Raw genomic sequence first — 15,094 nt, 5'->3', positions numbered from 1 at the left:
CGGCTTTTTCAGTGATGGCTGGCGACCCGGTCCAGCACGTTGTCGACGATCGTCCCGGCCATGCCCAGATGGGTCCGGGGTTCGAACAGCCTGGCCAGGGTTTCCTTCGGCATGACCGCGCTCACCCGCGGGTCGGACTCGAGCGCCTGGCGCATCGGGATGCGCTTGCGCTGGCAGGCCTGGGTGATCTCGAAGATGATTTCGTAGGCGCTGCTCTTGCCCAGCTGCTTGGCCATCTCGAACACGAACGCCTCGGTGCAGATCGCATCGCTATAGGCGTCGGCCGTGCGCGCCATGGCCTCGTCGTGGACGGTGAGCCCGCCGATGGTGTCGTCCAGCAGCGACATCGCCATCAGCGCGTAGTGCGACACGTCGGCGACCGCGCACCACTCCAGGCGCGTGCCGCGGTAGTCCCGCTCGTGCTCGAGGATCATCGCGTCCAGCGCAAGCATGACCTGGGCCTTGGCCAGCCGCGCGAGCACCACGACCTGCTCGCAGCCTTCCGGATTGCGCTTGTGCGGCATGGTGCTGCTGCCGATCTGCTGCTGCGTCCAGCCCACCTCCAACTCGCCGATCTCCCAGCGGTTGAGGGTGCGGATCTCGTCCGCGATCCGCGCCAGGGAGGCGGTGACCATCGCCAGCGTACTGACGAACTCGGTGACCCGGTCGCGCGACACGTGCCAGCCGGCGAGCGGCACATCCAGCGCCAACCGGCTGGCGAAGCGCTCCAGCAGCGCCATGGCCTCGGCGCCGAAGGCGGCCATGGTGCCGACGCCGCCGAACAGCTGCACCACGAGGATCCGCTTGCGCGCCTCGCCCAGGCGCTCGCGGTGGCGCAACAGCTCGTCGATCCAGCCGGCCACCTTCAGGCCGAAGGTGGTCGGCAGGGCCGGGATCGAGTGGGTCCTGGCGACCATAAGGGCATCGCGCTTGCCGCTGGCCAGCGTCGCGAGCCGCTCCAGCAGGCGGTCCAGGGCGCGCTCGGTCTCATCCAGCACATCGCGCATCTCCAGGGACTGGGCGGTGTCCTGGATGTCCTGGGTGGTGGCGCCGAAGTGCACGTACTCGCGGGCGCTGGCGCCGCAGTTCTTCTGCAGGGCGCCAAGCAGCGGCATCAGCGAATGCCCGGTGGTCGCCACGCCCTCGGCGATCTGCCGCAGGTCGACCGCCGACAGCCGGGCGGCGCGGGCGATCTCCAGCGCCGCCTCGCGGGGAATGATGCCGACGTCGGCCTGCGCCAGCGCCAGCGCGGCTTCCACGTCGAGCCAGCGCTGCAGGCGGCAGTGACTGCAGAAGATGCGCCGGCTCACCGGGCCGGCGTAGCCTCCGCCATGGGTCTTCGAGTCCACGATGTGGCTGTGCTCGTGCTGGCAACCGCCCTCCTCCGGCGTGTCGCCGAAGCCTTGCGGATGCGCGGTGCACGAGGAACGGGCAAGCATTTCCAGGGTTTCAGCATCCATCACCTATCCTCCATCACGTACAGGGACTGATTGGGATTTCCTTGGGAATCCGCCATGCCTACAGGGCCTTCGCCCGAGGCGTTGGCGTGAGGTTTGCCGGCGACCAGGTCGACCATGTCCGCCGCGAGGCCGACATAACCGAGCGGATCGAGCAGCGCTTCGAGCGTCTGCGCCGGGAAGCAACCGCGCAGGCGCGGGTGCGCGAGCAGCGCTTCGCGAAACGGGACGCCCTGTCGCGCGGACGCCAGGGACACCTCGTGGAGCAGCTCATGGGCGCTCTGCTTGCCGAACTGTCCGGCCAGGGCGAGCATGACCCGCTCCGACAGGATCAGGCCGCCGAGCAGGTCGAGGTTGGCGCGCATGCGTTCCTCGCGGACCTCCAGCCCTTCGGCCAGCAGCGCCTCCATGCGCGTCAGCAAGGCACCGGCGTAGACGAACAGCTCCGGCAACGCCGCCCATTCGATGCGCCAGGTCGTGCCGTCGCGCTCGTGCAACTGGAACGCGGCGTCGGTGAGCGCGACCATCTGCGAGCGCACCAGGCGCGACAGCGCGCTGATCAGGTCGACCGTCGACGGGTTCTGCTTGTGTGGCATGGTGCTGCTGCCCACCTGCCCCGGCCGGGCAGGCTCGCGCAGTTCGTCGATCTCGCTGCGCTGCAGGTGGTAGACCTCGGTAGCCACCCGGCCCAGCGTCAGCGACACCTGAACCAGCAACCAGGCGGCTTCCAGCACCCGGTCGCGGGCGCTGTGCCAACTGGTCAGCGGCGCGCCGAGGCCGAGCCTGGCGAGGGTCCGCCGCTGGATCTCGAAGCCCTGCGCGCCGAACGCGGCCAGGGTACCCACGGCGCCGGTGAGGTTGCCGACCAGCACCCGCTCGCGCGCCTCGTCGAAGCGCGCCAGGTGTCGGTCGATCTCATCGACCCAGACCGCGACCTTGTAGCCGAACGTCGTGGGCAGCGCCTGCTGCCCATGGGTCCGCGCCACCATCGGGGTGTGCCTGTGGCGCAGGGCGAGCGCCAGCAGATGGCCACGGATCGAATGCAGCAGGCCCAGCGCATGGCCCCAGGCTTCCTTGACCTGCAGGATCAGGCCGGTATCGAGGATGTCCTGGGTGGTCACGCCATAGTGCACGTACTCCCCCCGGCCACCCTCGCAGGCCCTGGCCAGCGCCCGGATCGTGGGCACCAGCAGGTGCCCGGTCTCCAGGCTTTCGCGACCCAGTGCCGCCAGGTCGAAGCGCTCCACCCGGGCGACCCGGGCGATTTCCTGCGCCGCCTCGTGGGGTATGAGGCCCAGCTCGGCCTGGGTCGCCGCCAGGGCCCGCTCGACATCCAGCCACTTCTGCACCTGGTTGGCGTCGGAGAAGATCGCGGCGAATGCCGGGGACGAGTAGGCGCCCCCGTGTATACGGGATTCCGTAATATGACTCGGCATTTTTCAGTGCTCGCTTTGTCCCGGGGAGGTCACTTCACGCGCTGCATTTCTTCCCAGATCGCGTCGTAGTAGGCCCTTTCCACCCGGAAGTGCTGCGCCAGCGAGGTCAGGAACGCATTCTGGAACGCCACGTCGGGAATCCGCCTGGCGATGAGCTGCCACTCGCGCTTGGCCCGCGGCGGTACGAGACTGATATGGATCTTGTAGTACTCCGCCGCGTCTTCGCTCAGGCCGGCCTGGAGCAGGGCCCGATAGAGCTTCTCGTGGTTCCCCGGCACCACCAGCTCGGTGATGTAGAACACCGCCAGGCCCCAGCCGGCCTCCGGATGTCGGAAGGAACGGGCACGGTTGTTCAGGTAGGCGATCTCCTCGGGCATCGTCGAGACGGCCTGGAAGTCCGCCTCCAGGCCGATGGCCTCGAGCAGCTTGGCCAGCAGGCGCGGGTGCGAGCCTTTCTCGTCCTCCTCGCCCAGTTCGCCGTAGAGATAGCGGGCAAGCGCCGCGGCCTCGTCGACGTCGGTCAGGTTGACCAGCAGGTCGGCCGCGTCCCGGTACAGGCGGAAGGTGCGGAACCACTGATGGCGCAGGAATACCTGGAGCTGCGCGCGGGAGGCCGAGCCGGAGAACACGTACTGCGACATCGGGTGCCGCTCGCGGGACTGGGCGGCGATCTCCTGTTCGAGGCGCTGCTGGAAATCCGCCTCGGACAACGCCGTGGACAGGTCGGCGGCGGGCATGAAGCGCTCTTCCACGCGATAGATGGCGTTGGCCAGCCAGCGCCGGGTCAGCGCGGTAGGCACGTCGTCGCTCAGCGAGAGAATGTAGAGCAGTTGCTGGTAGGCGGCGTAGGCCTGGCGGTCGCCCTGGAGCGCCTTTTCGGTCAGCGCGGCGAGCGCGCTCGCCGCGCTTTCGATCTGGCGCGCGGTGGCGCTGGCCGCCAGCGCATCGGCGACGATGCGCGCTTCATCGAGGTGCAGGTTCTGCAATTGATGCAGGGAAAAATTGCGAGTAGTCATCCTGTATTCCTTGTTCTTGTTTCCGGACCGGCCTCAGGCCATCGACAGGGAATGCGCCTGCATCTGTTCCCAGAGCAGATCGAAGTACGCGCGGTTGATCTCGAAGTGACGTGCCAGCGACTGCATGAACTTGCGCTGGAAGTCTTCGCTCGGCGCGAACTTGGCGATCAGCGCCCACATCTCCTCGGTGTCGATCTCGTCCTGGGTACCATGCAGGCGGTGGAACTCGCTGGGTTGCTCGGGCACGCCGAGGCGCTGCAGGAGTTCATAGATGCGCCGGTGGTTGACGCAGCTCACCGACTCGACCGCGTACAGCAGCGCGAGGCCCCAGGCGACATCGGTGTGACGCACGCAGCGGATGCGGTTGTTGAGGTAGGCCTTCTCCAACGGGTGCAGCGCCGGGAAGTCGATGCGCAGCGGGATGTCGAAGTAGGTCATCAGGTGGGACAGCAGCGCGGGGTGCGAACGCTCCGGGTTTTCCGCCCCGGCCTCGCCATAGAGGTTGCGATAGAACACCGAGGCGTCTTCGATATCCTCGAAGCGGAAAGCCAGCTCCGCGAGGAGGCTGTAGAAGTTGTAGGAACGGGTCCAGTGGTGTTCGAGGAAGAAGCGCACGTCCTCGACCGGCGGCGTGCCCTGGAACAGGTGGACCGACATGGGATGCCGCACCCGGCTGCGCGCCTCGATCTCGGCATCGACCTTCTTGCGGAACTCCTCCACCGGGACGGCGGCGAAACCGGCCGGCTCGGGCGCGAAGCGATCCTCGACCCGATAGACCTGACTCGCCATCCAGCGGCGGGTCGGCTCCGTGCGTGGATCACCGGCGACGTGCAGTTCCAGGAGCAGGGACTGGTACTGCGCGTAGGCGGCCGCGTCGCCATCCAGGCCCTTGGCCGTGACCGCGAGGATAGCCTCCAGCGCGAGCGTGACCTGGTCCAGGGAAGCTTCGGGTTTCAATGCCTCGGCGAGCAGGGCCGATGCATTGCGGGCGGGATCCGACAGTGTCCGCGCGGTGCGGGCAGCGATATCGGAAGATGAACTGCAGCATTGCTGTGACGACTTGGAAGTCATATGGATCACCCTTGTTTTTGTTGTTGTGCGGGGCGACCGTAAAGCTTGCCACGGTGGCAAGGTCAAGCAACGAAAAAGCCCTTTCCGGTGACCGATCCGGTTCACCGAAAGAGCCTCTTCGCAATACTCTCCACACTGCCCGAAACCCCGGAACAAAGGCCTCTCGGCGCGCTTGCGCATATCTTTCCGGATTCTCGATCAGCGCTTTTCTGCATTCACATAAATGTCACCTTCGAGCATTCTGAAATATTTGTTTACAAAGGCCGAAGTGTGCCTTTCGCAATAGCTTTTCGCCATTGATGGCATATAACGGGCAGGTATTTAATGAAAATCATTTTCACCACAACCCAAACGGAACAACCGCCACCATGGGCTGCCACGGCGATGCTAGCCCCGACCTTCCTGATGCCCCTCCGGATAGCCGGCCTCGCTCAGCGCCGCCAGGAAGGCGCGCTTGTCCAGCGTGCTTTCGACCCTGGCCTCGCGCCGGGGTGGATCGGTTTCGACGCGCGCCTGCGGGTCGACGCTGAGCAGGACCTGGGTGACGGATCTGGCGCAGCCGCCACAGGACATATTGGGAATATGCAGGGAAAACATCGCTACCTCCGATTGGATTAACAACTCCCGGACACTATGAAACTTGCCACGGTGACAAGGTCAACTCATAAAATTCTCAGGTCACGCATATTTAAAAAGAGTTATATGGATAGTTCTCCATCCTATAAATGAGCGGAGCGAAAACGAAAAAGACAAATACATTCCAAAGCAGCCAAACAATATGCGAGAGCGCCTGAAGGCCCTACTCGACGCATATAATTGCAAGGCAGCCAGATGAAACCTGAAGACATGAAGAAAGGGGAAAGGATAAACAGCCCAGCCACATCCAGCGGGATAATTCAACGACGCCGTACATCCAACAGAAGAGCAACATCGCCGCTCTCGATCAAACTCATTCCCCGGACACCCCGGACTTCGCTACTTGAACTTTCCAAGACCTTGGAAACTGTGGAAGAAGTTCCGAACTTGCGGCTCGGGAAGAAGGAAACATGAAAGACTATCGGCACGGCAAACCGCCGCTTCGCCACTCCTGAAGAACCGGGAGAGGAGCCTCTCCCGGTAACGACTCAGGAGCGGGACGCCTGCGCGCCCTCCCGCTCCGGGGAGACGCCGTCGGCGGCCACGCGGCAGGGCTGCTGCGGGTCCGCGCAGACTTCCCAGCCGCCGCCCAGCGCCTTGTAGATGTCGACGATGGCGAGGCGCTGGCGGGTCCGCGCGATGCTCAGCGCACGCCGGCTGAGATAGTCGGAGCGCTCCGCCTCGAGCACGTCCAGGTACTCGCCGTCGCCCTGGACGAAGCGCTCCCGGGCCAGCCGCGCCGCCTCGCGATTGGCTGCCGACTCGAGCAGGCGCAGGCGCAGCGTATCGCCGGCCGCGCCATAGCCCTTGAAGGCGTCGTCGGTTTCCTGCAGGGCGCGCAGCACCGTCTGGTCGTAACGGATCAGCGCCTCCCTGGCGCGCGCTTCGCTGGCGGCGATCCGCGCGCGCACGCGGCCACGGTCGAGCAGCGCCCAGCGGATCACCGGGTTGAGCAGGCTGAAGGTCGCGCCGCTCTCGTCCAGGGCGTCGAGATCGCCGGCCACCAGCCCGATCGAACCCTGCACCTGGACCTGCGGGTACAACCCGGCGGTCTCGACGCCGATGCGCGCGGTCGCGGCCGCCAGGTCGCGCTCGGCCGCGGCGATGTCGGCGCGGCGGGCCAGCAGTCCCGCCGGATCGCCCACGCCGATGCTGCGCAGTGCCAGCGTCTCGCGAGAGGCGCCGGCAGGTGGCGGGACGAAGGTCTGTGGCGTCTCGGCGAGCAGAATGGCCAGCGCATTGCGGCTGGCGGCACGGCGCCGTTCGAGGTCGGGCAACGCCGCCTCGACATTGCGCAGCAGCGCCTCGGCGCGCAGCCGGTCGAACTCGTGGGCGGCGCCGGCGCCGACCAGGCGCTCGACCATCTCCAGGCTGTCGCGCTGGTTGTGGCGGATGTCCTCGACCACCGCCAGCTCCGCCTCGAGCCCACGCAATTCGAACCAGGTCGCGGCCACGGCGGCGGCGACACTCGCCTGCACGTTGCGCAGCAACGCCTGGCGGGATCCCGCCTGGGCCTCGGCGGCCTCCACCGAACGCCGCACGCGGCCGAACAGGTCGATCTCCCAGGCGGCATCCAGCGCGCCACGATAGGTCTCGATGTCGCGCGGCTCTCCGCTCGGCGTCTCCACCTCGCCACGGCGCCGGTTCTGGTAGTCGAACGCCGGTCCGCCGCGCGGCAGGAACTCCTGGCGGCTCTCGCGCAGCAACGCCTTCGCCTCGTCCAGGCGCGCGGCGGCCAGGGCGATGTCGTGGTTCGCCGCCAGCGCGCGCTGGATCAGCTCTACCAGCGCCGGCTCATCGAGCCCGCGCCACCAGGCGACCTCCACGCCAGCGCCGTCGAGGCCGGCGACGCTGGCGCCGAAGCTGGCCGGAACGGCCCTGGCGGGCGGCGAATAGTCGGGCCCCACCGCGGCGCACCCGGCCAGCAGGAGAAAAGCGCCCAGGGACGCCAATGGATGACGGAAGTGCCGGCTCATGACGCGCTCTCCTGCAGATGAGCCTGGCCGGAGCCGCGACGCCGCTCCAGGCGTAGCGCCAGCGCACGGACCAGGACGTAGAACACCGGGGTCAGGAACAGGCCGAACAGCGTCACCCCGAGCATTCCGGCGAACACCGCCACCCCCATCGCCTGGCGCATCTCCGCCCCGGCGCCGCTGGCCATCACCAGCGGCACCACGCCGGCGATGAAGGCCAGCGAGGTCATCAGGATCGGCCGCAGGCGCAGGCGACACGCCTCGACCACCGCCTCCAGCGTGGCGGCGCCCCGGGCTTCCAGCGCGCGGGCGAACTCGACGATGAGGATGGCGTTCTTGGCCGCCAGGCCGACCAGCACCACCAGCCCGATCTGGACGAACACGTTGTTGTCGCCGCCCACCAGCCAGACCCCGGCGATCGCGCTGAGCAGGCACATCGGCACGATCAGCAGCACCGCCAGGGGCAACAGCCAGCTGTTGTACTGCGCGGCGAGGATCAGATAGGCCAGCAGTACACAGAGCGGGAAGATGAACAGCGCGCTATTGCCCGCCAGCTTCTGCTGGTAGGTCAGGTCGGTCCATTCGAAGGTCATGCCCTCCGGCAACACCTCGCCGGCCAGGCGCTCCATCAGCGCCACCGCCTGTCCGGAACTGACGCCCGGGAGCGCGCCGCCACTGATGTCTGCCGACGGATAACCGTTGTAGTGGATCACCCGGTCCGGGCCGGAGCCCGGCGTGACGGTAACGAACGAGGAAAGCGGCAGCATCGCCCCGGCCGCGTTGCGCACCTGTAGCCGGCCGATCGCCTCGGCCTGCATGCGGTGCGGCGCATCGGCCTGGGCGGTGACCTTGTAGGTGCGGCCGAAGCGGTTGAAGTCGTTGATGTACAGCGAGCCGAGGTAGACCTGCAGCGCCTCGAACACGTCGGCCAGCTGCACACCCTGGCTCTTCACCTTGGTGCGGTCGATCGCCACCTCGAGCTGCGGGGCGTTGATGTCGAAGCTGCTCATCAGGCCACCGAGCTGTCCGGACTCGGTGGCCTTCATCATGAGCACCTGCGTGTGCCTGGCCAGGGCTTCCAGGCCGGCGCCAGCGCGATCCTCGACCTGCATCTTGAAGCCGCCGATGGTCCCCAGGCCCGGGACCGGAGGCGGCGGGAACACGCCGAGGAAACCGTCGGGAATGCTGGCGAACTTCGCCTGCAGGCGCCCGGCGATGGCCACCGCGCTGAGTTCGTCGGAGGTGCGCGCCTCGAACGGGTCGAGCATGAAGAACATCACCGCGGCGTTCGGCACGTTGACGAAGCCATTGACCGACAGGCCCGGGAAGGCCACCACGCTCTCGACCCCCGGCTCGTCCAGGCCGATCCGCGACATCTGCCTGACCACCGCATCGGTGCGGTCCAGCGCCGCTCCGTTCGGCAATTGGGCGATGCCGACCAGGTAGTACTTGTCCTGCATCGGCACGAAGCCCGGCGGCACCGCCTGGAAACCGAACCAGGTCAGGCCGAGCAGGCCGCCGTAGACCAGCAGCGCCAGGCCGCTGACCCGCACCACCCGGCGCACCGCATTGCCATAGGCGTCGGGCGCGTTGCGCAACGGTCGGCCGAGGGCCTGGAGCCAGCCCCCGAGCCGGCCCGGGCGCGACGCCGCATGCCCACCCTGGCGCGGACGCAGCAGCAGGCCGGCCAGCGCCGGGCTGAGGGTCAGCGAGTTGATCGCCGAGAGAATGGTCGAGATGGCGATGGTCAGGGCGAACTGCCGGTAGAACTCGCCCTGCAGACCACTGAGGAAGGCGGTGGGGATGAACACCGCCGCCAGCACCGAGGTGATCGCCACGATCGGCCCGGTCACCTCTTCCATCGCGCGCCGCGCAGCCTGCAGCGGCGGCTCGCCGTTCTCGATATGGCGCTCGACGTTCTCCACCACGACGATCGCGTCGTCGACGACGATACCGATCGACAGCACCAGCCCGAACAGCGACAGGGTATTCAGCGAGAAGCCCATCAGGTGCATGACGGCGAAGGTACCGACCAGCGACACCGGCACCGCCAGCAGGGGAATCAGCGAGGCCCGCCAGCTGCGCAGGAACACCACCACCACGATCACCACCAGCAGGATCGCCTCCAGCAGGGTGGTGGCCACCGTCTGCAGGGAGGCCCGGACGAATACCGTCGGGTCGTAGGCGATCCGCGCGCTGATCCCGGCCGGGAAGTTGCCTTCGAGCCGCGCCACGGTGCCGCGCACCGCTTCGGCCACGTCCAGCGCGTTGGCCCCCGGGCTCTGGATGATCTGCAAGGCGACCGCCGGCTCGCCATCGAGCAGGCTGCGCAGCGCGTAGGCGTCGCCCCCCATCTCGATCCGCGCGACTTCGCGCAGGCGCGTGACCTGGCCGTCGGCGCCGGTGCGGACGATGATGTCGCCGAACTGCTCCTCGTCGGTCAAACGCCCGAGGGTGTTGACCGTCACCTGGAAGGCCGCGGTGGAGTCCGGCGCCTGGCCGACCGAGCCGGCCGCCACCTGGACGTTCTGCTCGCGCACCGCGGCGATCACCTCGCCCGCGGTCAACCCGCGGGCGGCGATCAGGTCGGGGTCGAGCCACAGGCGCATGCTGTACTCGCCGGCGCCCCACACCACCACATCGCTGATGCCCGGCAGGCGCAGCAGTTCGTCGCGCACCTGGAGGTAGGCATAGTTGGAGATGTACAGCGGGTCGTAGCGCTTTTCCGGCGACAGCAGGTGCACCACCATCAGGATGTCCGGCGACGTCTTCTGGGTCACCACCCCCTGCCGCTGCACCTCCTCGGGCAGGCGCGAGAGCACCCGCGAGACGCGGTTCTGCACCTGGATCTGGGCCATGTCGGGATCCACGTGCTGGTCGAAGGTGATGGTCAGGATCAGCCGCCCATCGGTCGCCGACTGCGAGGACATGTAGAGCATCCCCTCGACGCCGGTGATCGCCTGCTCCAGCGGGGTCGCCACGGTTTCCGCGATGACCTCGGGGTTGGCCCCCGGGTAGGCGGTGGTCACCTGCACGGTGGGCGGCGTCACCGCCGGGTACTCGCTCAGCGGCAGTTGGAAGAACGAGACGATGCCGCCGATCATCATCAATACCGAGAGCACGATGGCGAAGATCGGCCGATCGATGAAGAAGCGTGGGAAGTTCATTGCGCAGCCCCCACGGTCGGCGCCAACTCCACCGGCGTGCCATCGATTTCCGCCAGGCGCGGGGTGATCTGCATGTCCGGGCGCACCAGGCCCTTGACGACGATCCGCTCGCCCGGCTGCAGGCCCTGGCGCACGACACGCAGGCCGTCGACCAGCGGCCCCAGTTCGACGGGGCGGTACTGGGTGCGGTCGCCCTCGCCGACCACCAGCACGTAGCGCCGGCCCTGGTCGGTGCCGATCGAATGGTCGGCGACCAGCACCTGTTCGCGGGGCTTTCCGGTCTCCAGCCTGACCTTGGCGAACAGCCCCGGAGTCAGTTGCCCGTCCTGGTTGTCCACCACGGCGCGCACCCTGACCGTGCCGGTGCCGCGATCGGCGATGTTGGAGAGAAAGTCGAGGCGGCTGCGTCGCGCATAGCCGCTATCGGTCAGCAGCGCCACGTCGACCTTCGGCGCCTCGCCGCCGTCCTTGCCGCGGGTAGGAGCCAGCGCCTGCAGGTAGGTGCGCTCGTCGACGTCGAAGTACACGTAGAGCGGGTCGACCGAGACGATGGTGGTCAGCGCGGTCACGCCATTGGTGACGTAGTTGCCCTCGGTGACCTGGATATGCCCGACGCGCCCGCTGATCGGCGCGGTGACCCGGGTGAAGCCGAGGTCCAGCTGCGCCGCGTCGAGCGCGGCCCGGGCCGCATCGACCTGCGCCTTGCTGGCGTTGCGCGTGGCGATGGCATTGTCGAGGCGTTCACGGGCGACGACCTTCCTCGCGAACAGCAGCTCGGCCCGCTCGTGCTCGGTGCGCGCCAGCAACGCCGCGGCCTCGGCCTCGCGCAGGCGCGCCCTGGCGGCGTCCTGCGCGGCCTTGAACACGCGCGGGTCGATGAAGAACAGTTGCTGGCCCTTCTCTACCAGGCGGCCTTCCGGCACGCTGACGTCCTGGATGTAGCCGGAGACGCGCGGCCGCAGTTCCACCTGCTCGACAGCGGTCAGCGAGCCGGTGAACTCGACGTAGGGTGTCACCGGCCGAACCACCACCTCGGCGACGGGAACGCTCGGCGGGGCGCTCGACGAAGCGCCGGGTGCCGACTCCCCGCAGCCGGCGAGAGCGAGCGCGACGCCGAGCGTCGCGCCGATCAGGGGTATGTGTCTGACATTCATTGTTGTGCCTTCCTGGTCTGGATCAACATGGCCTGGCTGGACGAAACAGCTTCCGTGGCCGGTTATCGACCTTGACACCTTGGCAAGGTCAAGCCCTCTTTTCTCGACACCGCGGCGCGGCCGTTCCGCAAGCTGCGGAGTGGAAGGAGAGGCGTGCAGAGGGGGCGCCAGGTGGGCGCGTGAGCAGGGGGAAGGATCGCATCCCAGCCTGGGAAGTCCGGTTGCCAGGCGGCCCGAGGACGGCTGCGGCTGGCGGCCACATGGTAAAATCAGCCTTTGACCGTGAAGCTCGAGGCAATGAACATGCGCATTCTCCATACCATGATCCGGGTCGGAAACATCGATCGCTCGATCGACTTCTACACCCGGGTGCTCGGCATGACCCTGCTCAGGAAAAACGACTACCCCGACGGCCAGTTCACCCTCGCCTTCGTCGGCTACGGCAGCGAGGCGGATTCGGCGGTGCTCGAACTCACCCACAACTGGGGCGTCGATGCTTACGAGATCGGCAGCGGCTACGGCCATATCGCCATCGAGGTCGACGATGCCTACCAGGCCTGTGACGACATCCGCAACAACGGCGGCCAAGTCACCCGCGAAGCCGGGCCGATGAAGCACGGCACCACGGTCATCGCCTTCGTCACCGACCCGGACGGCTACAAGATCGAGCTGATCCAGAAGTCTTCCTGACCACTCCCCGGGCCTCGCCGTCGCCACCCAGGCGAAGACCCCGGCTATCGCTTTCAGCAGTCCGGAATGAAAAAACCCCGGCTCGTGGCCGGGGTTCTTCGTTCGGTCGCAGGCGACGCGCGTCGGTCAGGACAGCGAGCGCCCCTTGTTCGCGGCGATACGCATGCGCAGCGCGTTGAGCTTGATGAAGCCCGCGGCATCGGCCTGGTTGTAGGCGCCGCCGTCTTCCTCGAAGGTCGCGATGTTGGCGTCGAACAGCGAGTCGTCGGACTTGCGGCCGACCACCACGACGTTGCCCTTGTACAGCTTCAGGCGCACTACGCCGTTCACGTTGACCTGCGAGGCGTCGATCATCTGCTGCAGCATCAGGCGTTCCGGGCTCCACCAGTAGCCGGTGTAGATCAGGCTGGCGTACTTGGGCATCAGCTCGTCTTTCAGGTGGGCCACTTCGCGGTCCAGGGTGATCGACTCGATGGCACGGTGGGCCTTGAGCATGATGGTGCCGCCGGGGGTCTCGTAGCAGCCGCGCGACTTCATGCCGACGTAACGGTTCTCGACGATGTCCAGGCGGCCGATGCCGTTGATCCCGCCGACCCGGTTCAGCTCGGTGAGCACCTGGGCCGGAGTCATCTCCTTGCCGTCGATGGCGACGATGTCGCCCTTGCGGTAGGTCAGTTCGATGTAGGTCGGGGCATCCGGCGCGCTTTCCGGGGAAGCGGTCCACTTCCACATGTCTTCTTCGTGCTCGGTCCAGGTATCTTCCAGCACGCCGCCTTCGTAGGAGATATGCAGGAGGTTGGCGTCCATCGAGTACGGCGACTTCTTCTTGCCATGGCGCTCGATCGGGATGCCGTGCTTCTCGGCATAGTCCATCAGCTTCTCGCGGGACAGCAGGTCCCACTCGCGCCAGGGCGCGATCACCTTGACGCCGGGCTTCAGCGCGTAGGCGCCCAGCTCGAAGCGGACCTGGTCGTTGCCCTTGCCGGTGGCGCCGTGGGAGATGGCGTCGGCGCCGGTCTCGTTGGCGATCTCGATCAGGCGCTTGGCGATCAGCGGACGGGCGATGGAAGTACCCAGCAGGTACTCGCCCTCGTAGACGGTGTTGGCGCGGAACATCGGGTAGACGAAGTCGCGGACGAACTCTTCGCGCAGGTCGTCGATGTAGATTTCCCGGACGCCCATCGCGCGGGCCTTGGCGCGAGCCGGTTCGACTTCCTCGCCCTGGCCGAGGTCGGCGGTGAAGGTCACCACTTCGCAGTTATAGGTATCTTGCAACCACTTCAGAATTACCGAGGTATCCAGGCCGCCGGAATACGCCAGGACTACCTTCTTCACATCCGCCATGCCATCACTCCACGGGGGTCGTCACGAAAAGCGACAATTCTACGCAGGGCGCCGGGGAAATTACAGAGGGGCGACAGCTTTAGACGCAAAAGCGACAGATTCTATCGTCTGCGCGACTCAAACCGTGGGTTTTCCCTGGAGCGAGGCGGCCGGAGCCTTCGGCGCGGCAGGTTCTGCCGCCGGCACCGGCGGCTTGTCCTCGGCCCTGGGCGTTTCCGGCGCCGGCTCGACCACCGCCTCGCGCGCCAGATGCACGGTCACCCGACGGTTGCGCGCACGGTTGGCGGCGCTGTTATTGGCTACCAGCGGATAGCGTTCGCCGTAGAAGCGCACGTTGATCTGGCTCTCCGGCACGCCGTTGCCCTTCAGGTACTCCTGCACCGCCAGCGCGCGGCGGCGCGACAGGTCGCGGTTGGTCAGGCGGTTGCCGCTGTTGTCGGAGTGGCCGTCCAGCTCGATGCGGTTGATGCTCGGATCGGCCTTGAGCAGTTGCAGGATGATGTCCAGCTTGGCCCGCGCCACGTCGTTCAGCGCGGTGCCGCCGTCGGGGAAGCCGACCTGGGCCAGCTTGACCTGGTCGAAGTTCACCGGCAGCAGCTTGGCGGTGCACGCCAGGTACTGGTTGTAGACGCCGGCGAAACGCGCCGGCAGCAGACGCACCTCCAGGCGGTCGCCCTGCCAGGTGCGATGGCGGACCAGCGGGCTGCGTCCTTCGAGCAGGCCGGTCAGCAGGCGGCCGGCCTGTTGCTGGCTGCTGTTGAACGGCACCTCGCCGCTGCCGACGCTGACCTGGCCGAGGTTGATGTCGCCCTGCCCCGGCCGCCACGGCGGAGCGGCGGCGAGCAGGGTCGCCGAACCGCGTCCCAGCCACTGGGCGTCCGGTTTCAGGCGGAAGGTGGCTTGCTCGCCAGCGCGACGCACGAACTCGCCGACGCCGAAGTTCGCCACCGGCTGCGACAGGCGGCATTCGAACTGGTCGCCCTCGACCTTCCATTCGACGCTGTCCAGGCGCGTCTGGAAGGTCACCGCCAGCGCCGGCAGGCTGCTGAGCAGGAAAGGCAATAGAAGAAGGCGCGGCTGCACGACGGCGGGCTCCGGGAAAGCGTCCAAATACGAAGGATGTATCGGACGGCCCGGACAAAACTTGATA

General features: G+C 67.2%; 11 protein-coding genes. 1 reads left to right on the top strand and 10 read right to left on the bottom strand.

Annotated elements, in window-relative coordinates; genetic code table 11:
* Positions 1-8: 8 nt before the first annotated feature.
* The 8 genes from PSPA7_RS07785 to PSPA7_RS07750 all read right to left on the bottom strand — a co-directional run bounded on the left by PSPA7_RS07785 (position 9) and on the right by PSPA7_RS07750 (position 11,910).
* Entirely contained in the window at positions 9-1,460 is a 1,452-nt protein-coding gene (locus PSPA7_RS07785) for a class-II fumarase/aspartase family protein (RefSeq protein ID WP_012074791.1), read from the bottom strand.
* Entirely contained in the window at positions 1,460-2,893 is a 1,434-nt protein-coding gene (locus PSPA7_RS07780) for a class-II fumarase/aspartase family protein (protein ID WP_012074790.1), read from the bottom strand. Before PSPA7_RS07780 ends, PSPA7_RS07785 begins: the two co-directional genes overlap by 1 nt.
* Positions 2,894-2,922: 29 nt before the next feature.
* Positions 2,923-3,909, bottom strand: coding sequence for an HOASN domain-containing protein (locus PSPA7_RS07775; RefSeq protein ID WP_012074789.1), 987 nt, complete (start codon positions 3,907-3,909; stop codon positions 2,923-2,925).
* Between the two features lie 33 nt (positions 3,910-3,942).
* Positions 3,943-4,980 carry an HOASN domain-containing protein gene (locus PSPA7_RS07770; protein ID WP_003157206.1) on the bottom strand — a complete coding sequence of 346 codons (1,038 nt, stop codon included), beginning with the start codon at positions 4,978-4,980 and terminating at the stop codon, positions 3,943-3,945.
* Positions 4,981-5,367: 387 nt separating this feature from the next.
* Positions 5,368-5,577: a heavy-metal-associated domain-containing protein gene (locus PSPA7_RS07765; protein WP_012074787.1), complete on the bottom strand. Its 210-nt coding sequence runs from the start codon at positions 5,575-5,577 to the stop codon at positions 5,368-5,370.
* A 527-nt stretch (positions 5,578-6,104) separates the two neighbouring features.
* Entirely contained in the window at positions 6,105-7,592 is a 1,488-nt protein-coding gene (locus PSPA7_RS07760; RefSeq protein ID WP_012074786.1) for an efflux transporter outer membrane subunit, read from the bottom strand.
* Entirely contained in the window at positions 7,589-10,756 is a 3,168-nt protein-coding gene (gene mexQ, locus PSPA7_RS07755; RefSeq protein WP_012074785.1) for a multidrug efflux RND transporter permease subunit MexQ, read from the bottom strand. Before mexQ ends, PSPA7_RS07760 begins: the two co-directional genes overlap by 4 nt.
* Positions 10,753-11,910 (bottom strand): efflux RND transporter periplasmic adaptor subunit, encoded by a 1,158-nt coding sequence (locus tag PSPA7_RS07750; protein WP_012074784.1) that lies wholly within the window; start codon positions 11,908-11,910, stop codon positions 10,753-10,755. Before PSPA7_RS07750 ends, mexQ begins: the two co-directional genes overlap by 4 nt.
* 303 nt (positions 11,911-12,213) lie before the next feature.
* Between PSPA7_RS07750 and gloA the strand changes: the two genes are divergently transcribed.
* A complete protein-coding gene (gene gloA, locus PSPA7_RS07745) occupies positions 12,214-12,600 on the top strand; it encodes a lactoylglutathione lyase (RefSeq protein WP_003155617.1) in 387 nt (128 codons plus the stop codon).
* A 126-nt stretch (positions 12,601-12,726) separates the two neighbouring features.
* Here gloA and PSPA7_RS07740 read toward each other — a convergent pair whose 3' ends face one another.
* Together PSPA7_RS07740 and motY are read right to left on the bottom strand one after the other, a co-directional pair.
* A complete protein-coding gene (locus PSPA7_RS07740; protein ID WP_012074782.1) occupies positions 12,727-13,944 on the bottom strand; it encodes an argininosuccinate synthase in 1,218 nt (405 codons plus the stop codon).
* 117 nt (positions 13,945-14,061) lie between these two features.
* Positions 14,062-15,027: a flagellar protein MotY gene (motY, locus tag PSPA7_RS07735; RefSeq protein WP_012074781.1), complete on the bottom strand. Its 966-nt coding sequence runs from the start codon at positions 15,025-15,027 to the stop codon at positions 14,062-14,064.
* Positions 15,028-15,094 lie beyond the last annotated feature (67 nt).

The organism is Pseudomonas paraeruginosa PA7 (genome assembly GCF_000017205.1).
In the GTDB taxonomy this organism is placed as follows: domain Bacteria; phylum Pseudomonadota; class Gammaproteobacteria; order Pseudomonadales; family Pseudomonadaceae; genus Pseudomonas; species Pseudomonas paraeruginosa.
Note: the sequence above shows the minus strand (reverse complement) of the source record. Positions and strands in the feature narration are given on the sequence as shown.